This window comes from Shimia haliotis, assembly GCF_900114415.1.
Lineage (GTDB): Bacteria > Pseudomonadota > Alphaproteobacteria > Rhodobacterales > Rhodobacteraceae > Shimia > Shimia haliotis.
Map to the genome: position 1 here is coordinate 448,191 of NZ_FOSZ01000003.1, position 26,444 is coordinate 474,634.

Consider the following 26,444-nt stretch of genomic DNA (forward strand, 5'->3'; position numbering starts at 1 on the left):
AAATCGGAGCCGGGAGGATAGGATATGACGCATGTTTTGGTGCTGCGCAGGCGGCTTTTGACAATCTCGCTGGCGGCGTTGCTGTTTTTGGGCTGGGCTGTGCAGGCCATGGCCCAGTCTATGCCGCCGGAGGTGACATCCGTGGTGCCGCAGCCCGCCGTCGCCGGAGAGGGGCAATTCAAGTATCTCGGTTTCAAAGTTTATGATCTCGACCTAATCACGCAGGGCGGATCCCGGTTCAACGCCGAGAGGCCGTTTGCTTTGGCGATTGAATACGATCGAAAAATTCGCACCGCTGTGTTGCTCAAGGCCTCTCTGGGAGAATTGGAGCGGGTCGAAGGCAAAAAATCGGATCACGGTGCGATACGGGACAAGCTTGCGGCTTGCTATCGTGACATCACACCGGGCGACAGGATCGTTGCTGCGCCCAAAGGGGCGAATGCCATGTCGTTTTGGATAAATGGCCAGCGGACCTGTACCCTGACCCATCCAAATTTCCGCGATCGGTACATGGCGATCTGGTTGTCGGATCGCGCCCGTGACCCTGCACAGGCGCGTCGACTGCGGGGGCAGGGCTGAGTGTTTTTTCGCATCGGGCTCTATGCTGCGATGTTGGCGGCGGCGGGCGTACCTCTCTACATCCATCTTCCGCGCTACGCGACGGTGGAAATGGGGGTGAGCCTGTCCACTTTGGGCGCGGTGCTTTTGGGCATTCGGGTGATGGACTTTGCCCAAGACCCGCTGCTTGGGAAGCTCGTTGACCGGCGCTCAGTGACGCCAAAGGTTTGGGCCGCGCTTGGCGCGGTCGGTCTCGCACTCGGCTTCTGGGCGCTGTTTGGAATGCCGGTTTTGGGCCATCCGGTGGTTTGGCTGGTGGCTGTGCTGGTGGTGATTTTCACGAGCTATAGCCTTTTGACGATTCTGTTTTACGCTCAGGGCGTGCGCCTGATGGCGCGGGGCGGCGCGGACGGGCATTACCGATTGGCCGGCGCGCGCGAGTTGGGAACAGTGGTGGGCATTTTGCTGGCCACGATGCTGCCGACGGTTCTGGGATATCGAGGATTTGCGGGTATCTACGTGGGGCTGGCCGCCTTGGCGAGCCTTGCGATGTGGCGTATTTGGTCGCGTGACCCGGCGCCGGTTGCAACCGCGTCCCTTGCTGGTGTTTTGCAGGTGCGGCGGGTGCGGTTTTTGCTCGTTTTGGCGATGGTCAACGCCTTGCCCGTGGCGATCACTTCGACGCTGTTTCTGTTCTTTGTAGAGGATCGTCTGCTACTGACAAATTTGGCAGGGCCGTTTTTGCTTCTGTTCTTTGCCTGCGCCGGCGTCAGTGCGCCGTTTTGGTCAAAGGCCGCCAGAAAATGGGGTGCGAAGCCGGTTCTTTTGGTTGGCATGGGGCTGGCAATCGCAAGTTTTGTCGGTGTCGCCGGTTTGCAGACGGGTGCAGTGGCAGGATTTGCGCTGGTGTGTGTCGGGTCCGGATTGGCTTTGGGAGCCGACATGGTTCTGTTGCCTGCGCTTTTTTCAGTGACGCTGGATGAAGAAAACATCCAAGGCGGTGCGGGGTTCGGCCTGTGGTCGCTGGCTGGAAAGCTATCACTGGCTCTGGCAGCGGCGTTGGTTCTGCCCTTGCTGGAACAAGCCGGATTTCGACCGGGTCAAGCCAACTCTCCGCAGGCGATCAGCACCCTTGTTTGGGCCTATGCTGTCGCACCCTGCATTCTGAAAACCGTGGCAGGCGTGTTGGTCCTTGCCCTGCCCGGCGAGGCACGCAAAGGCTGAGGTGGCTTGTCTGCTTCGTCTTTGCGTGCCACCTAGGTCGATATGAGATTGTTTCTTTTGACCGCCCTGACAATGACCGCGTTTGCGGCCAATTATGTTCTTAACCGTGCAGGGGTCGCGACTGCTGGCATGAGCCCTTTGGACTTTGGTGTCGTGCGTCTGGTATCGGGTGCGGTGGCGCTGGCGGTGATCGTTGCGTGGCAAGGACGAGGGTTTGCATTGGGTGGCAGCGGACGCGTGATCGCCGTCGGCAGTCTTCTGGCATATATATTCGGTTTCTCAGTGGCTTATCGCGGTCTGGATGCGGGTCTTGGCGCGCTGTTGTTGTTCGGCGTCGTGCAAATCACGATGTTTGGCGGTGCTTTGCTCGCGCGCGAAGACGTGCCGCTGAACCGCTGGGTCGGCGCCGCTGTGGCAACGACCGGATTGGTCTGGTTGCTGTGGCCGGGAGAGACGACCCTTGCGCCTTGGGGGGCGGCGGGTGCCATGGCGGTCGCGGGTGTCGGTTGGGGCGTCTATTCCCTTCAGGGACGGCTGGAGCGTGATGCGACACAGGCGACGGCGATGAATTTTTGTCTGGCTGCGCCGGTGGCGCTGATTGCGTGGCTATTTTGGGGCGGCGGAGCCATGCCAGCGACAGGCGTGGCACTGGCGATTGTGTCCGGTGTGATCACCTCCGGTTTGGGCTATGCGCTTTGGTATGCGATTTTGCCCGACCTTGGGGCCGCGAGGGCAGGGGTGGCACAATTGAGCGTGCCGGTGATTGCAATGGCGGGCGGTATGGTCTTTTTGGCAGAGCCAATGACATGGACGTTCGTTGGAGCGGCGGGTTTGGTGATCGCAGGGGTTCTGATTTCTATGCGCCGGTCGGTTTGATCAACCGTTCCAACGGATCATAAAGCAGGGTGTCGCCCCATGCCGCGTCAGGCAGGCTGTCGGGCTTGAATGCGATATGGGCCATTTCGGTGCGGGAAAAGAAACAGCGCTCCGAGACAATGCCCTCGGGATCGCACCAATCAGATGAAAGCTCGCCTGATGTGATGTCGCACCGGAAGTAGATGTCGATCTGATGGAAATTCAGATCCGGGTCGTGGAATTCATTGATCAGGGCGGGGGCACCCACCAAAATCGTCAGGCCGGTTTCCTCACGGACTTCGCGGATCAGGTTGTCGGGTAGGCTGGTATGTTTTTCAACACCGCCGCCCGGAGCGCACCAGAGGTCACTTTGCCCCGCGGGATAGGCATTCACGAGAAGCAATTTGTCATCGCGCAGGATCAATGCGCGGGCGGCGATGCGGGGAGATGGCATGTGCAAGCTTTCGCTGGGAGTGGCGTTTTTACTTTTGTAATCGCGCTGCATTGCCTATCTCAAGGGCATGACAAGATTTGGTTTGATAGCGGCTCTGGTGACAGGGTTGATTGGTGCGCCTGCGATGGCAAGGGCGGAATGTGTGATCCTGCTGCATGGTCTGGCGCGCACGGACAACAGTTTTCTCATTATGGAAGTGGCGCTGGAGCAGCTTGGCTACACCGTGGTGCGGCAGGGGTATCCTTCGACAGAGGAAGAGATCGCTGTGCTTGCGGAAAAGGCTATTCCTGAAGCGGTAGCGCAATGTGGTGACGAGAAGCTGAATTTTGTGACCCACTCTATGGGGGGTATTCTGACGCGCGTTTGGTTGGCCGAACACCGGCCAGAAATGCTCAATCGGGTGGTGATGTTGGGGCCGCCTAACAAAGGGTCTGAAATTGTGGACGAATTGCGCGACCTCGAAGCGTTCAAAATGCTGAATGGTCCCGCGGGATTACAGCTGTCGACGGATGGTTTACCGATTTCCCTGCCGCCGGTGGACTTTGAATTGGGCGTTATTGCGGGAAACCGGTCCATCAGTCCACTTTTCTCTGCGTTGATTGAGGGGCCGGATGACGGCAAGGTTTCGGTGGAGAGCACAAAGGTTGACGGCATGACGGATCACATTGTGATGCCGGTCACGCATACCTTTATGATGAACAATCCCATGGTGGTTGTTCAGGTGAAGAACTTTCTCGTAAATGGTGCTTTTGACCATGAACTGAAGTGGGGCGACGCTGAGAAAACATTGCGGGAACTGGAGGTGTTTCTAGAAGGCGAGTGCACAGACGGTGTCTGTGTGGACGTTCCCGGAGGCGATGAGAGCTGGGACGATGTTTGGGACCGTTTTTGGTCAGGCGATGACGGCGACTCGAAGGATGAATGAGTGGCGGCTGACCGGCGCTGATGTGTTGCGCGCAGAAGGATTCTCCGATCATCCGGTGTCCGTGAGAGACGGCCATATCGTTGATCAAGGCGGGCGCGAGATTGATCTGCGCGGGTTTTGTGTGCTGCCCGGTATTGTGGATCTGCATGGGGACGGGTTTGAACGCCACTTGGCCCCAAGGCGCGGTGCGATGAAGGATTTGGGGCCGGGATTGGCAGCCACGGATGCGGAATTGGCCGCAAATGGCATAACAACAGCGGTTCTTGCGCAATTTTGGAGTTGGGAAGGTGGCATGCGCGGACCGGAGTTTGCGCGACGCTTTCTGGCAGCTTTGGACGCCGCCGACGGAATGCTGACGGACGTCTTGGTTCAGCTTCGGCTGGAAACTCATATGCTGGATGACTACGCCGATTTTGAAGCGGCGGTTTCAGCGCATGACGTGCCGTATGTGGTGTTCAATGATCACTTGCCGCACAAGGCGTTGGCGAAGGGCAAGAAGCCGCCGCGTCTGACAGGGCAGGCGTTGAAGGCGGGGCGCAATCCGGAGACGCATGAGGCGCTGTTGAAGGCGATGTATGCGCGCAAGTCAGAGGTGCCAGAGGCGGTTTCTGCTTTGGCAGCGCGACTTGCGATGCGCCAGGTGCGCCTGGGAAGTCATGATGACAACACAGTTGAGCAGCGGGCGCGGTGGCGAGGCTGTGGGGCGCTGATTTCGGAATTTCCGGAGACACGTGAGGCCGCAGAAGCGGCGCGGGCCGGTGGTGATGCGATTGTCTTGGGCGCGCCGAATGTGGTGCGGGGCAACTCGCACAAGGGCAATGTGAGCGCCGGTGATCTGGTGGCCGACGGGCTTTGTGATGCGCTGGCGTCTGATTACCACTATCCGGCAATGAAGCAGGCCGTGCTGCGGCTTGCGGCGGACGGGGTGGTGTCGCTGGAAGATGGGTGGCGACTGATCTCGTCGGGACCAGCAGCGGTGCTAGGCCTTGAGGATCGGGGAGAGATAGAGGTTGGCAAACGCGCAGATATGTTGGTGATGGACGCCAATACAGGACGTGTTGACGCCACTTTGGTTGGTGGGCGTGTGAGTTTTATGGCGGGCGAAGTTGCTGCGCGGTTTATGGGGTAGATGAGGGGCGGAAACACGCACACGTCGCGGTCTGCATCAATGTCTGCTGTGCGCAATAAGCGCATTTTGCAAACTGCCAAGCATGGCCCATATCGGCCGTTGGCTTCTTCAAAATCCTTTGGGCACCAGCTCGGGGAGCGGACATAGGTCAGCATTGCGACTTCAAGCTTCCAAGTTGCTCAGTCCTCGCATGACTATGTTCATTCCTGGCAGGTTTGTTCCTTTGTTAGCGAAGATAGTGTGCAGGCATCCCAGCCAGAACGGCTCTTAGTGTTAATGACTGTTTGCGATACTCCTAAGCGCCAGTTCGACACGGTTTTGGCGACTTGGGCCGCCGCTTGTCATTGCTCGCTTGAGCAGGTTAGATGAATAAAGATTGTCCGTTCGACACTGCCTGTAAAGCTGATGGATCGCGGGAACACTTGCCTCGTCTTCAACAATTTTTCGCACGACTTTGCTGAGCACGCCGCCATTTCGAAGCACAAGCGCGGTTTTGTGATCTGCATTTCGCAATGGCACCCGATGCACATTTGGACTGTTGAAACGTTCCACATGTTTCACATCAAGCGGCATATAAGGATCGTAAAAGATCCATGCCTTCTCCGCGGCCGCCACCTCCTTACTCCCGTCGACGAAAGCGCCTGTCCAATCCGCCCGTCGACCAGCTGGATAACGCGGCTCCCAAGGGACCAACCGTTTGGACAATGTGGATTGCGGCGAAAATGCTGCGACCCTGCACCCAGGAACAAGAGAGGCGAAGGCACAGGCAGCATATGCGCCCATTGATGTGCCAAACAATGTGACATTCTTAAAACGTGCAAAAAAACCTGAATCTCTCAGGGAGGTTAAGTAGTCGTGCAAAGTTTCGTCGCGGTACCACGCAGGCACGTAGGTCATAACGCCCAGATGAGACCACCCCGCTTTGCGCACGAACCCATACCCCCAAGGCCCGCGTTCAACAGGGTTTTCAGAAACAGAGGACAGATTATCAAACGAGATCAAAAGATGCTCTTGGCTGCGCGCGACATAGCTGCATCCATAGTTCGGCATGGAATGATAAAAGCCATGTGCGTGTCCTGATAGCCTGAGATCGCTCAACCACTCAGGCGCATGGCTTTTTTCCGGGTTGCTTGCCGTGTTTTCCAACTCTTTTGGGGAGTCATCTTCGTCTGCGAACATGTCCTCTTCGCTCAGGTCTGGCTTTGTTGCATTGTGCATGGCTGCCCAAGTCGAGCTGGCTTCCGACACTGGAGGGAGTGTGGTCTCAACCCCCATTGGAACCTCCCACTGATACATGTTGGCAGCGGGGTTTTTGCCAGACACGAACAGTTTGATAGCGGCAGCCGCCTGCGGGTCTTGCTTGGCAAGAAGTCGGTTCATTCTTGTGCGAAACTCTTCGACGACGGCGAGATGCGCATCTCTGATCGAAGGCACGGCCTCAAAAACGGCTTCCTTTGCCGCTTCGAGTCGACTGATATCTCGATCCAACCCAGAAACCTTGGTTTGTAGAAAGTTAAACCGCGCGTAGTTCTCGATGGACGCCTTCAGCATATCTGGCGTGATAAAACGAAGAGTGTCTGATGAGTCCGTTTTTCGCAGCAGCCACGTTTCGGGGTCTTGTGCTGTAAAGGAGACCACTCGGGCGAGCCCAAACCCAGGGTCTGTTTTGGGCGACTTCCAACCTTTTTCGCGATACCGCTCAAAAACATCCTGTCCGCCACCATCCAGCCACTGAAGCGTTTCTTTGCCTTTTTTGTATTTGGGCTTCAATTTTGGGCGGTTGGGCTGAACAGATGCCGCAACTGATGGGCGAAACAGGGTGCGAAGGGACGTTGCAAAAATGGGCCCACCTTCGCCAGCGCCCGTGCCAGCATCGAAGCGCCGCATGAGCAGGTCCGGCTGATAGGTAAGTTGCCTGCTTCCACCAACCATTTGAGTTGTCAAACTCAGTAGATCGAGTGCTGGTGGCAAGACGTCAGTCAAATCCAAAAGCCGTCCGTCACCTACTGAAACAATGACAAAGTCCTCCGGCGCCAGCCACAATGCCAGTTCATCACGGTCATCATTGGCACTGTCGAGCATATGCTCCATGCTGGCCTGTTCCCGCGCTTTTTTGGCACTCAGGCCTTTTAGCTGGGGGGGTATGTAGCGGATCAACTTTGCGTCGTGAAGCGCACGACAAAGCGCTTCCGCCTCTGAATTGGCTCCATCACCATAAACCGTGATTTGACCAAAGCCCAAAACGCGGTGATGCAACACCCATTCCAACAGCGTCGGCGCGCTGTCACTCATTGCCATAAACAGGCTAACGCCCGGCAACGCGGGCCATTTTTCTCCAAAGTCGTCCAAACCGTGTGACATGCTACACTCCACCCGCTTTTGAACCGGCGCCGGTTTGACGCAAAATCTCGGCCCTCTGCTTGATGCGCTCTGCGTATCCGCGCATATCGTTCGACACTGCAAACTGAGCAACACGTTCCAAAAGATCGGGGCGATTTCTGGCCTCCAAGCGATGGCACATTTCTTGCAGGAACCACGTCCGAGTTCTCATTGTCCGGTATTCCGCAGCGAAACGTGTTTCGTCCATTTGTTTCTGCGCGGTCGCACGCATCAACCTGCTGAACATATCCGCTTGAACCAAACGCAAAACGCCGTTGCTGCCTGTGTATCGCGCTCGCAGATGGACAACATTTGATGAAGTGAACCTTTGTGCGTGTCGCAAATCAGATGCCTCAAGCGGGTCATACACCAGATACACCTTCCCCGCCGTTGCAACCTCTTCGGCTGCATCTGCATAGGGCCCATCCCAAGAGGCCGCCCGCCCCGAAGGAAACCGTTGTTCCCACGGCACCAAAGTGTTGTCCAATGTCGATTGCGGTGAAAAAGCCAAAACTTGCGCATCTTCAACAAGGGAAGAAAACGCGCAGGCCGCATATCCTCCCATCGAAATGCCACTCATCGTCACGCTCTTGAACTGTGCGAAAAAACCGCTGTCGCGTAGGCGATGCAGATAGTCAAACAAGGTCGCATCGCGATACCAATTGGGGCTGAAGGAGAAAACGCCTAGGTGAGACCAGTCTGCCTTGGAAGCCAGGCCGTACCCCCAAGCTTCGCGATCAATTTGATCGTGCCTTGTCGCAACCAAGTCGTCAAAAGACACAAACAGATGTTCGCCGCCGCGGTTTGCAAACAGTGCGGCGAAGTTTTCTTCTGAATGATAAAAACCGCGCCGCCATGCTGAGCGGCGGAAGTCCACCAACCATTTTGGCGCATGATTTGGCTGCATTTCGTTGTCTGAGGCGGCCATTTTCTCTGGCGGTGACGCAGCTGTAGACGAAACAGGTAACGGCTGCGGCTCCCATGGCGTAGCAATATTGATCGGCATGATGGGGGTGATGACCGAGGAAGGCTGTTTTTGACTGTGCAGGCGCTCTTTTGGGGCGCTTTTTTTGGCCACGGCAGACTTGGCCGCATGAGCGCGCTGCTTGGCCTCACGCTCGGCAAGTTTCGCGTCGCGGATGGCAATGTTTTCGTCCAGAGGATGAAAGGAGTTGTCGTGCAGCAACGCGATCCGATCCAAATCTTCTTGGCGCTGAGCGTCAGTCAACGCAGGCCAGGGCGTTTTTACAGACACCATGCCGTTGGCGTGCAAGACCTCCCACGCTTTCTCAAAATTCATTTCCCCGAAAGAGCTGCGGCTTGGGCGTAAACCACGGCCCGGAATCCAGTCCCGATCCAACGCGTCAACTTCAAACGCAACCCCATTGTTAAAGGCTTTCAGGTGGCGCACGAAATCCGCGCTGAATGCCATGCTGCGTCGGGTTAAAATGCCCACTTTTTGCGACGCATTCCCAACATAGGCCAGAAGGTGCAGCGGCGAACAGTCAACGGCAATGATGTGTGTGGCGGCTTTATAGGCGGCAATCTGTTCGGCGGCCGAATGGTTCTGTGGATGAAACATTTCGTAGCCTTCTGCGGCCAGATATTCCTCAAGAATGTTCTCGCATATCAGGCCGCCACGATGCGGGGGCAGCTTGCTGCGCGAGATGTAGATCTTTGAGGCCCCGTCCGCTGGAATATCGGCGCCGGCGCGCTTTTTCATAAAGTCGCGAAACTTCTGACTGCCCTCCATGAGATCATGCATGCCAATGCCCTGACGGGGTACGTACAGTGTATCGACGCGGGTAGGCGTCAAAGCCACGCGCGCTTCAACGTCAAACCCAAGCGCCTCCATCAGCGGTCTCAGCTGTTTCAAAACCTGATGAAACTGAGGGTCGTTGCGTTTTGGCGTGAATATCACGCCATCAATTTTCCCGCGCAGGTCCTCGAGTGCCCAAATTCTACTCAGGGATTCCAATATGAAGTGACCAAAATGCCCGTACAGCGTCCCGCCAAACATCCAGGTGCCGGCCAACGTGTCTGCGCTAGAGGGCAAATCGGGTTTTGAGTTGACCGGGCTTGTGCTGTCGGTCCAGCTGATGGAATTGGTGACCATTTGGCCGTCAGGCGAAAGCACCCCACATGGGTGATTTCGGGAACCTGTCTCGTCCAAAGGCGGAATGACGAGCGCGTTTTGGACGCGTTCAAGGTCACCGGCTTTGTCTAGTTCAAGCTTTTCCACAAACGATCTTTCCAATTCAAATCCAAAATTAGTCTATATTGGTCTATACAAGCGTCATGTTAAATTTATGTCCTGAACATGAATAATTCTTGCGGCGTCGACGCTTTGCCATCCGGAAAACTTCGGGCTAAGCAGCTGGCTACGCAGATTGTGGGTTGGCGTTGTCAAATGGTTCACCGGTTTGGGCGAACAATGGCACATGGATCAATCTCGTTCGTAACTGTCTCTGGTTCGCTTAGGCAAGACGACCGGCTTGGAGCTCCTTCAGTTTGCGGATGTTGCTTTCCGACTAACTGCTACACTAGCATTTTGTTGATTGAGGCATCGCTCGAAACCGCTCGCGTGAAGGTCCGGCAATTTCCGCATAGGGCTGGGGCCGATCACTAGAGCATCCCCAAAGGCGCCGCTGGCCTAAAACTTGGCGCTGCACCGTCGTAAGGCAGTTTGGAGCCCGTTTTGACGGATGCTGCACCGCGAACGAAAGGCGGCAATGCGCGGAAAGTGAGTTTTGCAAAATTTTGATCAAAGATAGGTAGGGCAGGCTTGAACGACCTATCGCCAGCTGTGGCAGGGTGCCGAAGTGCTACACCGCAGCTTTGCAAAGCTCTCATTCGTTTCTCGAGCTGCATGTTGGGCCAGCCGCATAGTCAGCGATTGTTGCTCTCAGCGTGTTGGAATTCTTGATTTTGACCTATCTGGCTGAGCGTAACCACGCTGAATTGCTACTCCCACATCTTGGTATGCAAAACGGGGCGCAAAGCTGCGCCCCACTGAAGTTTTTGTTGGGTCGTTATTTCAGCCGATCATCCAGCTGCAGGCTGTTCATGCGTGATACAGTGAATGATACCGCCACCTAGGGCAATTTCCCGAGCGTTTGTGAGTTTGAGAACTTCGCGGTCCGGGAACAGGCCCGTCAATGTTTTGACGGCGTCGTCGTCGTTGGGGTCATCGTAGCTTGGGACAATGACGACGCCATTTCCGAGCAGGAAATTGATGTAGGATCCGGTCTGCTGGAACCCTTCCTCAATCTCGATCTCATATTCAGCCAGATCGTAGTTTTCGACCTCTTCTTTCGTGACAACGATCGGGTTCTTCGGCTGAAGCATCTTGTGGACTTTGAGTGTGCGCCCCTTTGCATCGGTTTCCCGACACAGTCTTTTGTAAGCGTCTTGAATGACCTCATAGGATTCATCATCCGGATCTTCTGTCCATTGAAGCAGCACTTCGCTAGGGGCAACCCAACAGGCCAGATCGTCGATGTGGCCACCGGTGACGTCAGTTGGCAGGCCGGCTGGCAGCCAAATCACCTTTTGCACTCCGCAGTAGTCACATAGCTGCTCGGTGATTTCCTCTTTGGTCAATCCCGGATTGCGATTGGAGTTGCACAACACAGCCTCGGTGGTCATCAACGTGCCTTCGCCATCGGTGTGGATGGCGCCGCCTTCAACGGTCAATGGCGCGATGTAGGAATCCAACCACTCGGTTTCGCAAATCTTGCCAGACACCTGCGCAGTTTTGTCCCACGGGAAATAGTGCCCGTCTTCGAGACCGCCGTAGGCGTTGTATTGCCAACGCACCCCGCGGATTTCCCCGGTTTTGTCATTCTTCACAAAACTCGGCGCGGAATCCCGGCACCAGCTGTCGTTGACCGACATCTCCACGACGCGCACGTTGTCAGGCAACATGTAGCGCGCGGTTTTGTATTGATCCCCGCTTGCGATCACTGTGACAGGCTGGAATTTTGCGATGGTCGCGCACAGGTCAACCCAAACCCGTTGGGCCGGTTTTGCCCCGCTGTGCCAGTTGTTGGCGTGTTCCGGCCAAATCAGCCAGGTTTGTTTTTGACGTTCCCATTCCGCACAGAGCCTAAAGCCATCCGCACGAGGTGTTGATTGCAGCACTTGTGACATTGTTGCTCCTTATGCCTCCCGTTGATTTTCGAGCACGAAGAGTTCGGCGTCGGCCTGCATTGCAGCTTTCACTTCGGTCGAGGCGCGTTTCAGGTTCGGATAGATATACCAGGCCAGCAGGCCTTTTTCAGTGTGCAACCGGTTTTCCGCCTCATCCACCAGCAGAGAGCGTTCGTGATCCATGATCTCTTCAGACATTTCCTGACCGCGCAGGGCGGGACCATAGTGCATAAATTGGGCATGATCCGGTGCATGTGCCACAAGGTCGGCGTTCACTTGGAATTTCGGCATGAAGACCTTGTCGCGGGCTTCTTTTTCGTCTTCGTTGCCATGATATGTCCACGGGCCAGTGTAGATGAAGTCTGCGTTTTTGACCGCTTCGATCGGATCGTTCAGCACTTTGAATGTCCCACCGCCGATTTTGCAGGCTTCTTCTGCCCGCGAGATCAGCTTTTCGCGATACGGGGAGGCGTCGTCGTAAAGCGAGTATCCTTCGGGTGATGCGAAAACCACATTGCCACCAAAGCGCGGCAGGATCTGGTTCATTGTGTTTAGCACACATTCAAATAGGGTGGTGTCGCCGACAAAGGTCAATGTGATGTCGGACAGGGTTTTCCCTTCTGGCATGTTTTCCACGATTGTCACGAGATCGCAGAGCGCCTGTGTCGGGTGGTTGTAGTCGGTCATTCCGTTGATCACCGGCACGCTCGACCATTTGGACAGCTCTTCCATGTCTTCTGGGCTGTGGATGCGCGCCATGATGCAATCGCACATGCGCGACAGGGTCAACGCGGTGTCCTTGATGGTCTCGCGGGAGCCAAGGTGCAGCTCGCCCGGACGCAAATAAAGCGCGTGACCGCCAAGTTTGGTCATGGCGACCTCAAAGGACACACGGGTACGTGTGGAAGGGGCGGCAAAGATCATGCCCAAAGAGGCATCCTCAAGCAGCTTGGGGCATGCGCCAAGTTTGTCGGCCTTCTTCAAAAGAAGGATGAAGTCAACCAGCTCCATCAGTTCGTCGGTTGTGAAGTCCCAGGGGTCAATGAAGTTTTTCATGAGGATATTCCGTCTTCGGGTTTCAGGGCAGTGGTCGAAGCGTGAGATTGCCTTGGCAAATCTATCGTCATCGGCGACTTGCCACTCAGATACCGGACACCAGTTGATGGCGAAATTTCAAAGCATTACACTCGGAGTTAAGTGGAGCTAACATGGTTTAAATAATTCAGGATTATCAGCCCCTTGCGTAGGAAGTTGCCCCCTTTTGCCGCCATTCGCGCCTTTGAAGCGGTGGCAAGACATCAACATATCGGCAATGCTGCCAATGAATTGCTCGTGACGCACAGCGCCCTGAGCCAGCAAATCAAGCAGCTGGAAAGCTGGTTTGGTCAGAATCTGTTTGACCGTGAAAAAGGCAGGTTGAAACTCAAAGACAGGTCTCGCGAACTGGTTTCGTCTTACTCCAAAGCGTTGGATTTACTGGAAATCGCCACCGCCCGATTTGATGCCCAAACCAATCGCGATGTGATTACCCTGCTTTGTGATCCAAGCTTTTTCTCAAAGTGCCTGATTGGAAAGCTGGGCCAACTCCGCGAAGCCGCGCATGGAGCGGACATCGAGGTTCTGACCCCCCATACTTTGCCCGACATCTATCCGAAGGGAGTGGACATCGTGGTCCACTTTCACGAGCCGCGCACCTGGAACGATGTTCATTCTGTCGATTTGTTGGATCTCTACGGCTTCCCCGCTTGCGCCCCGTCCCTTTTGCGTCAGCATGGCGACCCGAAAGAGCCAAAGAACATTGTTGATTTTCAACTGCTGCAAGGGGATGACAGAGAAAGCTGGCACTCATGGCTGGATCAATTCGATCTCGCCAGTATTGCGGAAGGCAAGAGCATATACTTCGATGACTTCGCCCATGCGGTTCAGGCCGGAACGCAAGGGTTGGGGGTGCTGATAGCGGACCCGGTTACATGTAAACATGAATTGGACAGCGGCAGTCTCGTGGCGCTCTTCGGCGCGCCTGTCTTTTGTGTTCGCTACCATGCAACCTGCACGAAAACCGATGACAAAAAGATCGAAGGAGTCCTCCTGGAACTCACTAAAATTGCGAGTGAATTCAAAGCGCTACAATCAGAATTTCTCGCGTCGTTGAATGCTCCGGCAACTCTGATCCAGAAGTCCAATAAAAGTCATTTGTGAATGGTGTCATCATTGGGATCAACGGCTGCATATTTAGGAACCTGCTTGGTACGCCAATAAGTGATCAGATAACGATAGTCCGCTCCCTGCCCATTTTGTAGATGAGCAATGTCCGCTTTGGGCTGTGAGCCGCTGTTTGACGTGCTGGACTCCAAATGCAGTTTGGGATCGCATTAGACGCGATTCACCGAGACTTAGGCCCACAAATTGCCAGTCAGCAGTGGCCGAAACGGGGCCGCCGCTGAAAGTGCAATTGGCGGATTGGCTAAAAGGCGTTGCCCCTCGGCCTTGCGGCCTCACCCCAAGGTATTTCAGGCAATAGGAAGCGCTGGTCAGCTCGACTTTGGGCTGACGCGGTTGACGTGGCCCATTTTGCGGCCCGGCTTGGTGTCGGCTTTGCCATAGAGATGCACAGCAGAGGTTGGTTCCGCGAGCAGATCGGGCAGGCGGTCCATGTCGTCGCCGATCAGGTTTTCCATGACCACATCGTTCATGCGCTGGCCGTCGCCCAGAGGCAGGCCAACCACGGCGCGGATGTGTTGTTCGAACTGGTCGATGGTGCAGCCGTTTTGCGTCCAGTGACCGGAGTTGTGCACGCGCGGGGCGATTTCGTTCACGATCAGGCCTTGAGGTGTGACGAAGAGTTCGACCCCCATCACGCCAACATAATTCAGCGCATTGAGGATTTTGCCGGCGAGCAGGACTGCGTCCATGCGCTGACTGCCAGTGAGGCGGGCAGGCACGGTGGTGGTGGACAGGATGCCGTCCTTGTGCACGTTCTCGCCGGGGTCAAAGCAGGAGACCTGACCGTCAATCGAACGGGCTGCGATCACACTGACCTCGTGGGAGAAATTCACGAAGCCTTCGAGAAGCGCGGGGGCGCCGGCCATGTCGGCGAGCGCGGTGTCGGCGTCCTCAGAGGACTTCAGGCGGGCTTGGCCCTTGCCGTCATAGCCGAAGCGGCGGGTTTTCAGGATAGAAGGCGCGCCAACCTCGGCAATGGCCGCCGCCATGCTGTTGGCGTCGTCCACAGTGGCGAAGGGGGCGGTCATCAGGCCCAGATCACGCAGAAAGGTTTTCTCGGTCAGGCGGTCTTGTGACACCCGCAACGCGTCGCGGTTTGGGTGGATCCGGCAGTGCTCTTCGAGGATGTCGAGTGCCGAGGTCGGGATGTTTTCGAACTCGTAGGTGATGACGTCGACGGATTTGGCGAATTCGCGAAGGGCGTCGGCGTCGTCGTAACTTTTCTGGAAGTGATAGTTGGCCACGTGGCTTGCGGGGCAGTCGCCGCCTGGCTCAAAGATGCAGGTTTTGTATCCCAGCCGGGAGGCCGCAACTGAGAGCATACGGCCAAGCTGGCCACCGCCGAGAATGCCGATGGTGGCGTTGGGGGCGAGCGGCTTAGTCATCTTGGGGCTCATCCGGAATGGAGGCAGACAGGGCGTCGCGCCATGCATCAAGACGGGCGGCAAGACCAGAGTCTTGCAGGGCGAGAATGCCAGCGGCCATCAGGCCCGCGTTGGCGGCCCCTGCGGCCCCGATTGCCATGGTGGCAACGGGGAACCCTTTAGGCATTTGCACAATAGAATAGAGGCTGTCGACTCCAGAGAGTGCGCGGGTCTGAACCGGCACGCCGATCACCGGCACGCGGGTTTTGGAGGCCATCATCCCGGGTAGGTGCGCGGCACCACCGGCACCTGCGATGATCACCTGAAGGCCACGGCCCGCGGCCTCTTTGCCGTAAGACCAGAGCCGGTCCGGTGTACGGTGGGCGGAGACGATTTTCTTCTCGTAGGGGATGCCAAGTTCTTCGAGAAGGGTGGCTGCTTCTTTCATGGTGGGCCAGTCTGATTGGCTGCCCATGATGATGCCGACCTGTGGTGTGTCCGTCATGTCCGGTTCCCGCGTATACGTTCCAAGGAATAAAGGCGCGTTATAGCGGGATTCGCAATTTCTGCAATGCGGCGGATCAGGCGATAATGTCCGGTGTCAGGCGGTCTTCGATGCGTGCGATGATGTCCTTTAGGCGCAGTTTTTGTTTCTTCAGGCGCTGGATCGTGAGTTGATCGTTTTTGCCGCGTTCAACAAGGGCATGAATCGCTTCGTCCAGATCCCTGTGTTCCTGTTTGAACACCTCAAGCTCCACCTGCAGCACGTCATCGGTTTTCATCGACAGGTCGCGCGCGTCGCTCATTTTCTGACATCCTTGTTCTTGATTTTCTTCGAATATAGGCACTTGGCGGGCACGTGCAAAGTGTCGAAGGCGCGCAGCGGTTAATGTGCTGAGTCTTGCCGGCGGGCCTTGCCTCTGCCCAAGAAGCCCCCCATATTCGAAAGTGCGTCGGTTGCCAGGATGGGACGGGCGCATGGCTGTCGCTTTGATAAGGACGTGTCGATGACTAAGCACACTTTGGGGACGTACCCCCACATGCTCGGGTTCGAGCAACTGGAACGCCTTCTGGAACGCACCGCCAAGACGGGCAATGAAGGGTATCCGCCTTTCAACATAGAACAGACTTCCGATTTTTCTTACCGCATCACCTTGGCTGTGGCCGGTTTTGGTGAGGAAGATCTGAGCATCACGGTCGAGGATCGTCAGTTGGTGATCCGTGGACGTCAGGGCGATGACAGCGAGGGGCGTGTGTTTTTGCACCGCGGGATCGCTGCGCGCCAGTTTCAGCGCAGCTTTGTTCTGGCAGATGGTGTTGAAGTGGGCGAAGCGGCGATGGAAAACGGACTGCTGCATGTCGATCTGACACGGGCGAAACCGGAGACGGTTGTGCAGACAATCCAGATTAAGAAGGGGTAGGGCGATGTATGATGAGTATGAGTTTGACGCCGACGACTTTGAGCCAAATGAGTTTGAAGGCCACGTGGCGGACCGCATCGTTTATGTGCGCCCGGTGGCAACGGCAGATCTGCCTGAAGAGGTTCAGGACCAGGTCGAGGATGGAGAAACGCTTTATGCGGTGCATGACGCGGAGGGTGAACGGCTGGCGCTTGTGAAAGATCGCAAGATGGCGTTCATGCTGGCGCGCGATCACGACTATGCGCCGGTGGCTGTGCACTGAGCCCAAGCTTTTGACAATCGGTATAGGAACCCGCCGCGAGAGATTGTGGTGGGTTTTTCTTTGGGTTTCACCTCGGCAGCAGGGTGCTTGCGGCGGGTGGAGCCTTTGCGACGTGGGGTCAGAAATGCGATTTTTGGGCAGAAAATATTGCGCGTTGCCGTTGGCTCAGTAGAGCTTGTTCCAAAGCGGCCGCAGCAGGCCCAAGCCACAAGGAACACAACAGATGAGCCGTCAGGATATTCTTTTTACCCCCGTCGATTTGGGCAAGTTGCAGGTCAAGAACCGCGTGGCAATGGCGCCGATGACCCGGATGTATTCACCGGGCAACGTGCCGAATTCTAAAAACATTGCTTACTACAAGGCGCGGGCTGAAGGCGGTGTTGGGCTGATTATCACCGAAGGCACATTCGTGGGCCACAAGGCGGCGATTGCTTATCCGAATGTGCCTGCGTTTTCCGGTGAAGATTCGCTGGCGGGATGGAAAAAGGTTGTGGATGCTGTGCACGAGGCGGGTGGCAAGATTGCCCCGCAACTGTGGCATGTGGGCGGAATCCGTCGCCCGGGTGTAAATCCCGGTGGTGACGAGCCAGGCCACAGCCCCAGCGGCATGGCAAAACCCGGCAAAGTCACCGGTCACGCGATGGAGCAGGCCGACATAGACGAGGTGATCGCAGCCTTTGCCAAGGCGGCAGCGGACGCCAAGAAGATCGGTTTTGACGCAATCGAATTACATGGGGCGCATGGCTATCTGATCGACCAGTTTTTCTGGGACGGCACCAATGTGCGCGAAGATGAATACGGTGGCGATCTCGCAGGGCGGTCGCGCTTTGCACTGGAACTGGTGAAGGCTGTGCGCGCGGCAGTGGGCGAAGACTTCCCGATCATCTTCCGGTTTTCACAATGGAAACAACAAGATTACACGGCCCGCCTGTGTGAGACGCCGGAAGAGCTGGAAGGCTTCTTGAAGCCGTTGTCGGACGCTGGCGTGGACATCTTCCATTGTTCGACCCGCCGTTTCTGGGAGCCGGAGTTTGAGGGCAGCGACCTGAACCTCGCTGGCTGGGCGCGCAAGTTAACGGGCAAGCCGACGATCACCGTGGGCAGCGTTGGTCTCAATCAGGATTTCCTGCCGGAAAACGGGTTTGTTGAGTTCAACGAAGCCGAGCCTGCAAGCCTTGATAACCTGTTGGAACGTTTCGAGAAGGACGAGTTTGACATGGTCGCCGTGGGCCGCGCTTTGATTGCGAACCCCGATTGGGCCAATCAGGTTCAGGACGGCAAGTTTGAAGACTTGGCGGCTTATGAGAAAGACATGTTGCAGAAACTGGTCTGAATTTCAGCGAATCAAATATTATGGGGCTGCGCGGTGCGCGGCCCTTTTTTTGTTGCCCTATAGGACAGTAGGCGTGGATTGGCGCAGATGTGTCTGTTGGGTGTTGTTTGCCATGGCAGAAGCGGACTAAAAGGCAGTGACCCCAATATGCGATAGGCGTTGCGCGAGGCGCGACCCCAGATAAGGAGAGCGAACGTGGCAAGCGTTTTGGATCAGTTGAGAGAGATGACCGTGGTTGTCGCCGACACCGGCGAAGTCGAGGCCGTCAAGAAATATGCGCCGGTGGATTGCACCACCAACCCGTCACTGGTTCTGGCCGCGTTGAAGGATGCAGGTTCTGAAGAGTTGGTAGCCGCAGAGATCGAAAAAGGTCGGGCTGCGGGCTGGACTGCCGAGCAGGTCGCGGATGCGCTGACGGTGGCTGTGGGCGCGCGTCTGACGTCGCTGGTTCCGGGGCGTGTGTCGACCGAGGTGGATGCTTGTCTGTCGTTTGACACCGAAGCGTCGGTGAAGCGGGCGCAGGCGATTGTGGCGGATTATGCCGAGCGTGGCATTGGCAAGGATCGCATCCTGATCAAGTTGGCGTCCACTTGGGAAGGTATTCGCGCGGCGGAAATCCTTCAGAAACAAGGTATTGACTGCAATCTGACGCTCCTGTTCTCGATGGCGCAGGCGGTGGCGTGTGCCGATGCAAAAGCGTTCCTGATTTCGCCGTTCGTGGGCCGGATCACCGATTGGTACAAGGCGGCCGAAGGCGTGGAAGGCTATGCGCCGGATGAAGATCCTGGCGTGAAGTCAGTGCGCGGGATTTATGATTACTACAAATCCAACGGCATCGAGACCGTGGTGATGGGCGCGTCGTTCCGCAACTCGGGTCAGATCAAGGCCTTGGCGGGCTGTGACAACTTGACGATTGCGCCTGCTTTGCTTGAGGAAATGGGCAATGAAAACGCTGAACTGCCGCGCGTTCTGTCGCCTGACAACGCTAGCGGCTTGGCGCCGGTCACCATGGACGAAGCGACGTTCCGGTGGGAGATGAACGAGGACCCGATGGCGACCGAAAAACTGGCGGAAGGCATCCGCAAGTTTGACGTCGACCACAAGAAGCTGATCGCCATGGTCGCGGAGCGTTTGCAGTAAGCTGCAACGCGTCGGTAAAACGTCGGTATTGCGTCGGTGTCATTTGGCAGTGGTCCGACGGTAGGAACAGCAGGGCAATCGCGGTCAGTCGTGATTGCCCTTTTTGTTTGCGCACTCGACAAACACGCTAAGGGCGGTAAACACTTTGGTGATACGCGTTAAACGTGTTAAGTGGGTGTGACTTACTCCCGAGGAGACCGGTGGCTGAAATTTCACGCCGAAGACCGGAGCCTCCACTTTGTCAAGACCAGAACTTTGACACCAACCGATAGGACGCCAGCATGTTTGTAACGCCAGTTTCACGTTCACTTGCCATTGCCGCGATTGGGGCAGCTATATTTGCATCACAGGTCCGCGCGCAGGACGGGCGCCCGACATATCAGCCGATCCCGTCCGGGTACGGATATTTTGAGCACACCGAACAACTTGAAAACGCTGTTCAGGAAAACATGCGTTCGGCAATCCGTGAACATGGTTGGGGGCTTTGGGCAGGAATCATGCAGCCGCTGGACGCGGGGGATAACAACAGCTGGCCGGTTTGGTTCAGCTGGCCAACCGGTTCACAAGCTTTTTCGCAGGACATGGCCCCGCCGGAAGCGCTTCATCCGTCGATCCGCAAGTCTCAGCATGCGCAGATGGCGCGGGTGGCGCCTGTGGAAACGGATGCTCCAAACGTCAGCACTCCGGCGCCGCAGTATCCTTTGCCCGAGTATGTGAAGGAGAATTTCCAAGGCGCCTTGAAAAAGTCGGGCTCGGGTGAGGTGTCTCTTTATGACGGGGCGTATTTTGCCTTTAACGGCGATATCATGGTTGCAACGGAGTCGATGTCACCTGCCGGATTTGAAGCAATAGTGGCAGGCGAACTTTATAAAAAGTCGACGCTGGATCAGATGAACAGAGACGGCAAAAGTGTCGACTTCCCCGCAGAGGCGATTTTCACCAAACATATGTATTGGCCAGTGAAGGCAGATGGTTTGACGGCGGTGCCTTGGTACAATGGAACGCAGTGGGATCCGAGTTTTACCGGCTATTGGGGGTATGAGTTGTGGGAGAGCGTGGTCGCTATTGATCCCAGCAATGCACAGTCAGGGGAGGCGGAGGTGTCTTTCCTGTATGGGGTGGAAGAAAACGACGGGTCACCCATGGACACGCGGACCGTCACTGCGCCAATTGTGCCGATCGAGGATCTTTACCACCACCAAGTCACCGAGGCGGACTGGGCCCTTTTTGATGAAGCGGACAAGGCGATCCTGAATGCGGCGAGCTTTTGGCTTTATGATAAGCCGTTTGAACCAGGCGATTATCTGGTGACGGTTGCTATGCATGTGTTCACCAAAGAAGTGCCAACATGGACGTTGCAAAGCGTTTGGTGGGTCAATGAGCCCGACACGGGCGAATATGCCAAAGACCGGCCTGAGCTGACGAGTGCCGTTGGGCCTTGGCAGAATTATTTGTTGACGCAAGGCACCGAGATTTTCCCCGAAGTTGGGGATAATCTGAAGATTTCGGTGAACCCCTATATTGAGGGCGTGACCCACCCGATTGCCACCAGTTGCCGCAATTGCCATCAACGGGCGGGCCATACGTCGCCAGACAGCAAGGGCAAAACCGGCTATCAGACAAGCCTGTGTCCTGATTTGCTTGAGGATCTCACAGCCGAGAGCGCGTGTCTGGCGAATGTCGCGCTGACCGATTTTTCATGGCTGACAGCGGATCGGGCGAAGTAGACAGGCCACAAGGCCATTAATCGGCGAGGGCGTTTTCCAGAAATGCGATGACGTCCTCGATCTGTTTGGCGCGGGCTTCCAGTTCTTCGACCTTTTGCGCGACAACTTTGTGACCGGCCTCTTGGTCACAGCTGCCTGCCATGGCGTCAAAAATCGTGCGTAGGTCAGCCACAGACATGCCTGCCTCGCGTGCACCGGTGATGAAGTTCAGGCGAAACAAGCTATCTTCGGGATATTCCCGATAGTTGTTGGTTGGGCTGTTCCCTTTGCTTGAGGTGATCAGGCCATTGCGTTCGTAAAACCGGATGGTGTCGCGGCTCGCGCCTGATTTCTCTGCTAGTTCTCCGATGCGCATCGCATTCTTCCTAAACCGTGGACCGTGGTCTATTGTTTTTTGTAATTGCCTACCTTAGATGACGCGGTAGACAGAAAATTGCAACCGGATGGACAGGTAAGGATTGGGTATGAGCAAACGTATTGCGATCGTGGGGGGCGGCTATGCCGGTGCGGAGCTTGCCAAAGCGTTGCAGGACAAAGCGGATGTGACGCTGATTGAGCAGCAAAGTCATTTTGTGCATACGCCTGCGATGATCCGCGCACTGGTGACTCCGGAATTGTTGGATCAGGCGTTGATCCCCTATGACAAACTGCTGACACGGGGCGAAGTCATTCAGGCGCGGGTGACGGGCGTGGATGGCGACGGTGTCACGCTTGAAGATGGGCGCCGTGTTGATGCGGATTATGTCGTGGTGGCGACCGGATCGGATAATGCAACGCCGTTTCGACCCAATGGAAATGGCATCGCGACGCTGCGTGCGGAGAATGCACGGGTTCACGGACTATTGAAGCAGGCTCAAACGGTGGCGATTGTCGGGGCGGGGGCTGTGGGGTCCGAACTGGCGGGTGAAATCGCGCATTTTATGCCCGAAAAAGATGTGACCCTGATATCTGCCACACCGTCGTTGTTTCCGGACATGCCAAAGGCGCTGGGCAAAGGGCTGTTGGCAAAGTTGCAGGCTGCCAATGTGACGATGAAACTGGGCGCGCGGGTCGAGAACCTTGAACACCTTTCGGCGCCTTATGCCGGCACGTTGCAGCTTGATACCGGAGAGGCGGTGACAGCGGATCTGATCATTCCGGTGATCGGATCACGCGCGGTGTCAGGGCTGTTGCAGGATTTGCAGGGGGTCAAGATGAGCGGCGAACAGCGGATCAAGAACGATCAGTGGATGCGGCCGACGGCGATGCCCAATGTTTTTGCGGTGGGGGATGTGGCCGATATTGGCGATGGCATGACCATCGTCGCGATCTCGCGCCAACTGCCTTGGCTCAAGAAGATGCTGATAGCCGTTGTTGGCGGAGCAAAGGTTGAGGACGTGAAACCGTATAAGCCATGGTCTAAGGCGCCGATCCTTTTGCCGCTTGGTCCCCAAAAGGGGCAATCCTTCCTGAGCTTGTTCACGGCCGGTGATTTCCTGACCCGTGTGATCAAAGGCAAAGATCTTTTCCTGACCAAGACGCATAAGTTGTTCAATACAAAGTCCTGACCGTCAGGCGCATTGCCAAGGCTGGCACCCCCATTTCTGGTTGGGGGTGCTGTTGGCGTGTGGATCACCCCGCAAGCTGCGCATGCAGCGCTGATATCTGCACGGCGGCGTTGGCGGCCTCGCGCCCCTTTTTCAGGAAATGCTCATGGTAGAAGGTGAGATGTTCCTCAGAAGGCTGGAAGTGGTGCGGTGTCAGGGACACAGAGAGCACCGGAACGCCGGTTTTCTGGCCGGCTTCCATCAGGCCGGTGACGACAGCTTGGGCCACGAAATCATGGCGGTAGATGCCGCCGTCCACCACCAAAGCGGCTGCGGCGATGGCCGCGTAGTCACCGGTCTCGGCCAGCTTTTGTGCCAGCAGCGGCATTTCAAACGCGCCGGGCACGTCGAAGGTGTCGATCTCGGCATTCACGCCGAGGTCTTTGAGTTGCGCCTCAAAGCCCACAAGCGCCTGATCGACGATGTCGGCGTGCCAGCGGGCCTTGATGAAGGCGAATTTGGGGGATTTTGTCATGGCTCTGATCCTTTCTCCTACGACAAGATCCCAGAGCGCACAGGGGGCCGGCGCCAGCGAAGGCGCGACCTTACCCATTCTCTATCATCCGGACTTTAACCGTCGGCCCCGGAATTTCACCGGTGTCTGCTGACCCATCACCATGATGGCGCTCGCGGGCTTTCACCGCCGGTGGGGAATTTCACCCCGCCCCGAGAATGGCCGGAGATTAGGCAAGGTTAGGGCGTCAGGTCAAAGGGTTTGCGTAGGTGTGACGCAACGGTGGAATTTGGCTGGTATTTTGTTTGAGGCTCGAAAAAAATACTTGGCGAGAGGCGGAAAGATTGATTGAGTTGGCGCTAACATCAGCTTTGGGAGGAGCGAGCGATGCCCCAGATTGAAAATCCGATCCTGCGGGGGTTTCACCCCGATCCGTCAATTTGCCGTGTGGGCGAAGACTACTACATCGCGACATCGACGTTTGAATGGTATCCCGGCGTGCAAATCAGCCACTCTCGTGATCTGGTGAACTGGCGCACGCTGGCGCAACCGTTGCGACGCAAAGAGCAGCTGGACATGCGGGGCAATCCAGACAGCTGCGGCGTCTGGGCGCCGGCGTTGTCTTATGCGGATGGGCTGTTCTGGCTGATTTATACGGACGTGAAGCGGCTGGACGGAAACTTCAAAGATGCGCACAACTATCTGGTGACCGCCGAAAACATCGAGGGGCCTTGGAGCGATCCGATCTATCTGAACTCTAGCGGATTTGATCCGTCGCTGTTTCACGATGAGGACGGCAAGAAGTATCTGGTCAATATGGTGTGGAACCATCTGGCGACGATGGGCAATTCGGACCGGCGGGGCGCGCCGTTCTTTGGCGGCATTCTGTTGCAGGAGTTTTCTGTTGAGGAGCAGCGGTTGGTGGGGGAGATCACGAATGTCTATCCCGGAACCGAGCTTGGCCTGACCGAAGCGCCGCATTTGATGAAGAAAAACGGGTACTATTACCTGATTACGGCCGAGGGCGGCACGGGCTATGAGCATGCTGTGACCTATGCGCGGTCCCGCGATTTGCGCGGGCCGTATGAAACCCACCCGAACAAGCATTTGCTGACGGTGCGGGACAACGATGCGCATCCGCTGCAAAGAACTGGGCATGGACAGTATGTGGAGCTGCCGGATGGAACGCCTTGGCATACCTATCTGTGCACGCGGCCGTTGCCCGGCACGCGGCGGTCGCAAATGGGGCGCGAGAGCGGGATTGCGCGCTGTGAGTGGCGCGAGGACGGATGGCTGCTTTTGGCGAATGGCGGGATGGAGCCAAGTCCTGTGGAAGAGGCGCCCGCCTTGGCTCCGCATCCGTGGCCCGAGGTGCCGGCGCGGTTTGATTTTGTTGAGATGACCGAGATGCCGCCGCAGTTGCAATGGTTGCGGAGCCCCGAAACAGAGCGGCTGTTTGAGTTGCGCGAAGATGCGTTGCGGCTTTTCGGGCGGGAGTCGATTGGGTCGTGGTTTGAGCAGGCATTGGTGGCGGCGCGGCAGACGGAATGGGTTTGTGCAGCCGAAACAGAGGTGACTTTTGCGCCGGAAAGCTATCAGCAGATGGCGGGTCTCGCGGCCTACTATAATCGCACGCAGTTTCACTATTTGGCAGTGACGATGGATCCTGAGACCGGCGGGCGGGCGCTCAACATTCTGTCTTGCGCGGATTGGCCGGAGGGGCGTGTGACGTATCCTTTAGGTGAAATGGTGGCGTTGCCAGAGGCGGGGTCCGTGCGGCTAAGGCTGGAGATTAATCACGCTGAGTTGCAGTTTTTCTATGCAGTTGGCGAAGGGCCGTTTCGGGCGATCGGTCCGGTTCTGGATGCATCTATTTTGTCTGACGAAGGCGTGCGCGGAGAGCATTCGAACTTCACCGGCAATTTTGTTGGCGTCGCTGCGCAGGATTTGACCGGTCGGGGCAAGGCGGCGGATTTTGCCTATCTCGAGGTTGTGAACGGGTAGAGCGCACTGCTCGCGAGGCATCATCGCTGCGACTGGGGCTGCCTGCTCCAAACTCCCGAGGGTAGATCAGGCCCAAAGAGGTCCAGACTTTGGGGTTGTGGACAGGGGCAGGGCGGCTAGGCTTGTCTGGGAGTGGAGCGAGGATGACGATGAGGCCTGTCGCGCGGGAGGCTTATTCCTATGAAGCTGAGGTTGGCTGTGGCTGGAGTGACCGGTCGCGGGTGCTTTTGGTGATGGATGGTGACTGTGCGTTGTGTTCACGCGCCGCGCGGTTCATTGCGGCGCATGACAGCAGGGATTGCATTCGGATCACCACGGCGCAGGGTCCGCTTGGGTGGGCGTTACTGTCGCATTATGGTCTCGCGCCCGATGATCCGGAGAGTTGGTTGTTGATTGAAGACGGTAAGGCTTGGGGATCGTTGCAGGCGATTCTTTTGTTGGCGCCCCGTCTGCATTGGGCGTTTCGGGCTTTGGCGCCTTTGACGTTGTTGCCGCTGTGGATGCAAGATTGGCTGTATGCGCGGATCGCCCGCAACCGGTATGCGATGTTTGGACGGGATGATTTGTGCGCGCTGCCTGATGATGTGTTGAAGCGGCGCTTGGTGTCGTGACGCTTTACGCCAGATGGCTCGGCTGTGGGTTGAATGCTCTTGCGCCGGAATGTGGGGTGGTACATCGCCAGATGGGCCCGTTCACAGGTGAAATGACGGTGCGCTACGGCCAGCTTCCCTTCGCGGAGATCTTGTTTGTGGCGATCGGCTTTCCGCGTGCTTGCGAGGCGGCCCCTTTGGTTTTGACGAAGCAAGCGGATGGAAATGCCGAAATCTGGGTCCGGCAGGTCGCGGGACACAATATGCAATCGCGGCTTTGGCTGGACGGTCAGAAATTGTCTGAGGCGCTTGGTCCGGTGAGAGTGGACAGTGTGGCGGAAGTCTCCGACGATGGACTACGGCTGCGCATTGTTGAGGTGCGCGTGCGCGGAGTTCGGGTGCCAAGAGGCCTATGGCGCAATACGCGCATGCGAGAATGGGCAAACAGTGGGCGGTATCACTTTGAGGTGGTGGCCGCGCTCCCCGTTTTGGGCTGGCCGGTATTGACGTATCAGGGGTGGCTCGCGCCAGGTGAGAAGCGATCAGACGTAACGGCTTGAGGACTTGTGCCGTCGGAGCCGCGCCGCATTTGCGACAGGATTGGCCCAAAGAAGGTCGCAAACCTCACAAAAACTCGCCTTATTAACCATTTAGCAACCATTTC

The 26,444-nt window shown here is 56.7% G+C and carries 25 protein-coding genes and 1 riboswitch; of the genes, 15 read left to right on the forward strand and 10 right to left on the reverse strand.

All coding sequences use genetic code 11. The features are described from left to right. The first annotated feature begins 24 nt into the window (after positions 1 to 24). The 3 genes from BM069_RS10405 to BM069_RS10415 are packed head-to-tail and all read left to right on the forward strand — an operon-like array spanning position 25 to position 2,658. Complete coding sequence (locus BM069_RS10405; RefSeq protein WP_093323477.1) at positions 25 to 579, forward strand: hypothetical protein; 555 nt, start codon at positions 25 to 27, stop codon at positions 577 to 579. After that, entirely contained in the window at positions 580 to 1,782 is a 1,203-nt protein-coding gene (locus tag BM069_RS10410; protein WP_093323479.1) for an MFS transporter, read from the forward strand. It begins immediately after the preceding gene. Positions 1,783 to 1,839: 57 nt separating this feature from the next. Beyond that, positions 1,840 to 2,658: a DMT family transporter gene (locus BM069_RS10415; protein ID WP_342028848.1), complete on the forward strand. Its 819-nt coding sequence runs from the start codon at positions 1,840 to 1,842 to the stop codon at positions 2,656 to 2,658. Here BM069_RS10415 and BM069_RS10420 read toward each other — a convergent pair. Next, positions 2,639 to 3,091, reverse strand: coding sequence for an NUDIX domain-containing protein (locus tag BM069_RS10420; RefSeq protein WP_093323589.1), 453 nt, complete (start codon positions 3,089 to 3,091; stop codon positions 2,639 to 2,641). The two genes, BM069_RS10415 and BM069_RS10420, sit on opposite strands and share 20 nt — an antisense overlap. A 67-nt stretch (positions 3,092 to 3,158) precedes the next feature. On the opposite strand from BM069_RS10420, the gene BM069_RS10425 reads away from it, so the two are divergent. Further along, positions 3,159 to 4,016 (forward strand): esterase/lipase family protein, encoded by an 858-nt coding sequence (locus tag BM069_RS10425; RefSeq protein WP_139216178.1) that lies wholly within the window; start codon positions 3,159 to 3,161, stop codon positions 4,014 to 4,016. Then, positions 3,964 to 5,145 carry an alpha-D-ribose 1-methylphosphonate 5-triphosphate diphosphatase gene (locus BM069_RS10430; protein ID WP_244503589.1) on the forward strand — a complete coding sequence of 394 codons (1,182 nt, stop codon included), beginning with the start codon at positions 3,964 to 3,966 and terminating at the stop codon, positions 5,143 to 5,145. The genes BM069_RS10425 and BM069_RS10430 overlap by 53 nt, the downstream gene beginning before the upstream one ends. A 273-nt stretch (positions 5,146 to 5,418) precedes the next feature. On the opposite strand, the gene BM069_RS10435 is transcribed toward BM069_RS10430, so the two are convergent. The 4 genes from BM069_RS10435 to argF form a co-directional block, all read right to left on the reverse strand. Continuing rightward, the gene (locus BM069_RS10435) at positions 5,419 to 7,413 is read right to left on the reverse strand and encodes a hypothetical protein (protein WP_139216179.1); all 1,995 of its coding nucleotides are present in this window, start codon (positions 7,411 to 7,413) and stop codon (positions 5,419 to 5,421) included. 94 nt (positions 7,414 to 7,507) lie between these two features. Then, positions 7,508 to 9,640, reverse strand: a complete 2,133-nt coding sequence (locus BM069_RS10440; protein ID WP_244503590.1) for a glycosyltransferase family 61 protein — start codon at positions 9,638 to 9,640, stop codon at positions 7,508 to 7,510. Positions 9,641 to 10,569: 929 nt separating this feature from the next. Further along, a complete protein-coding gene (aguA, locus tag BM069_RS10445; RefSeq protein ID WP_093323487.1) occupies positions 10,570 to 11,676 on the reverse strand; it encodes an agmatine deiminase in 1,107 nt (368 codons plus the stop codon). A 9-nt stretch (positions 11,677 to 11,685) separates the two neighbouring features. Then, positions 11,686 to 12,732 carry an ornithine carbamoyltransferase gene (gene argF, locus BM069_RS10450; protein ID WP_093323488.1) on the reverse strand — a complete coding sequence of 349 codons (1,047 nt, stop codon included), beginning with the start codon at positions 12,730 to 12,732 and terminating at the stop codon, positions 11,686 to 11,688. Between the two features lie 183 nt (positions 12,733 to 12,915). Between argF and BM069_RS10455 the strand changes: the two genes are divergently transcribed. Beyond that, on the forward strand, positions 12,916 to 13,875 hold the full coding sequence (locus BM069_RS10455; RefSeq protein WP_093323490.1) for a LysR family transcriptional regulator: 960 nt from the start codon (positions 12,916 to 12,918) through the stop codon (positions 13,873 to 13,875). Between the two features lie 332 nt (positions 13,876 to 14,207). Here the strand turns inward: BM069_RS10455 and BM069_RS10460 are convergent, their stop codons facing one another. The 3 genes from BM069_RS10460 to BM069_RS10470 form a co-directional block, all read right to left on the reverse strand. Beyond that, positions 14,208 to 15,284 carry a 5-(carboxyamino)imidazole ribonucleotide synthase gene (locus BM069_RS10460; protein WP_093323491.1) on the reverse strand — a complete coding sequence of 359 codons (1,077 nt, stop codon included), beginning with the start codon at positions 15,282 to 15,284 and terminating at the stop codon, positions 14,208 to 14,210. Beyond that, complete coding sequence (gene purE / locus BM069_RS10465) at positions 15,277 to 15,768, reverse strand: 5-(carboxyamino)imidazole ribonucleotide mutase (RefSeq protein ID WP_093323493.1); 492 nt, start codon at positions 15,766 to 15,768, stop codon at positions 15,277 to 15,279. Before purE ends, BM069_RS10460 begins: the two co-directional genes overlap by 8 nt. 76 nt (positions 15,769 to 15,844) lie before the next feature. Beyond that, positions 15,845 to 16,069 carry a YdcH family protein gene (locus tag BM069_RS10470; protein WP_093323494.1) on the reverse strand — a complete coding sequence of 75 codons (225 nt, stop codon included), beginning with the start codon at positions 16,067 to 16,069 and terminating at the stop codon, positions 15,845 to 15,847. A gap of 201 nt (positions 16,070 to 16,270) precedes the next feature. Here BM069_RS10470 and BM069_RS10475 point away from each other — a divergent pair, with 201 nt between their 5' ends. The 5 genes from BM069_RS10475 to BM069_RS10495 all read left to right on the forward strand — a co-directional run bounded on the left by BM069_RS10475 (position 16,271) and on the right by BM069_RS10495 (position 21,146). Next, on the forward strand, positions 16,271 to 16,684 hold the full coding sequence (locus BM069_RS10475; RefSeq protein WP_093323591.1) for an Hsp20 family protein: 414 nt from the start codon (positions 16,271 to 16,273) through the stop codon (positions 16,682 to 16,684). A 4-nt stretch (positions 16,685 to 16,688) separates the two neighbouring features. Continuing rightward, positions 16,689 to 16,946, forward strand: a complete 258-nt coding sequence (locus BM069_RS10480) for a DUF1150 family protein (protein WP_093323495.1) — start codon at positions 16,689 to 16,691, stop codon at positions 16,944 to 16,946. A 223-nt stretch (positions 16,947 to 17,169) separates the two neighbouring features. Continuing rightward, positions 17,170 to 18,279 (forward strand): NADH:flavin oxidoreductase, encoded by a 1,110-nt coding sequence (locus BM069_RS10485; protein WP_093323496.1) that lies wholly within the window; start codon positions 17,170 to 17,172, stop codon positions 18,277 to 18,279. Between the two features lie 195 nt (positions 18,280 to 18,474). After that, positions 18,475 to 19,419, forward strand: a complete 945-nt coding sequence (tal, locus tag BM069_RS10490) for a transaldolase (protein ID WP_093323497.1) — start codon at positions 18,475 to 18,477, stop codon at positions 19,417 to 19,419. A gap of 281 nt (positions 19,420 to 19,700) precedes the next feature. Next, a complete protein-coding gene (locus BM069_RS10495) occupies positions 19,701 to 21,146 on the forward strand; it encodes a hypothetical protein (RefSeq protein WP_093323498.1) in 1,446 nt (481 codons plus the stop codon). Between the two features lie 16 nt (positions 21,147 to 21,162). Here the strand turns inward: BM069_RS10495 and BM069_RS10500 are convergent, their stop codons facing one another. Then, complete coding sequence (locus tag BM069_RS10500) at positions 21,163 to 21,501, reverse strand: MerR family transcriptional regulator (RefSeq protein WP_093323500.1); 339 nt, start codon at positions 21,499 to 21,501, stop codon at positions 21,163 to 21,165. Between the two features lie 109 nt (positions 21,502 to 21,610). On the opposite strand from BM069_RS10500, the gene BM069_RS10505 reads away from it, so the two are divergent. After that, positions 21,611 to 22,693 (forward strand): NAD(P)/FAD-dependent oxidoreductase, encoded by a 1,083-nt coding sequence (locus BM069_RS10505; protein WP_093323501.1) that lies wholly within the window; start codon positions 21,611 to 21,613, stop codon positions 22,691 to 22,693. A 64-nt stretch (positions 22,694 to 22,757) separates the two neighbouring features. On the opposite strand, the gene BM069_RS10510 is transcribed toward BM069_RS10505, so the two are convergent. Next, positions 22,758 to 23,207 carry a 6,7-dimethyl-8-ribityllumazine synthase gene (locus BM069_RS10510; RefSeq protein WP_093323502.1) on the reverse strand — a complete coding sequence of 150 codons (450 nt, stop codon included), beginning with the start codon at positions 23,205 to 23,207 and terminating at the stop codon, positions 22,758 to 22,760. Positions 23,208 to 23,279: 72 nt separating this feature from the next. Continuing rightward, positions 23,280 to 23,410: riboswitch (FMN riboswitch) on the reverse strand. Between the two features lie 163 nt (positions 23,411 to 23,573). Between BM069_RS10510 and BM069_RS10515 the strand changes: the two genes are divergently transcribed. The 3 genes from BM069_RS10515 to BM069_RS10525 all read left to right on the forward strand — a co-directional run bounded on the left by BM069_RS10515 (position 23,574) and on the right by BM069_RS10525 (position 26,340). Then, the gene (locus BM069_RS10515; protein WP_093323504.1) at positions 23,574 to 25,190 is read left to right on the forward strand and encodes a glycoside hydrolase family 43 protein; all 1,617 of its coding nucleotides are present in this window, start codon (positions 23,574 to 23,576) and stop codon (positions 25,188 to 25,190) included. A gap of 143 nt (positions 25,191 to 25,333) precedes the next feature. Beyond that, complete coding sequence (locus BM069_RS10520; protein WP_244503591.1) at positions 25,334 to 25,801, forward strand: thiol-disulfide oxidoreductase DCC family protein; 468 nt, start codon at positions 25,334 to 25,336, stop codon at positions 25,799 to 25,801. After that, complete coding sequence (locus tag BM069_RS10525) at positions 25,798 to 26,340, forward strand: DUF4166 domain-containing protein (RefSeq protein ID WP_170846728.1); 543 nt, start codon at positions 25,798 to 25,800, stop codon at positions 26,338 to 26,340. Before BM069_RS10520 ends, BM069_RS10525 begins: the two co-directional genes overlap by 4 nt. Positions 26,341 to 26,444 lie beyond the last annotated feature (104 nt).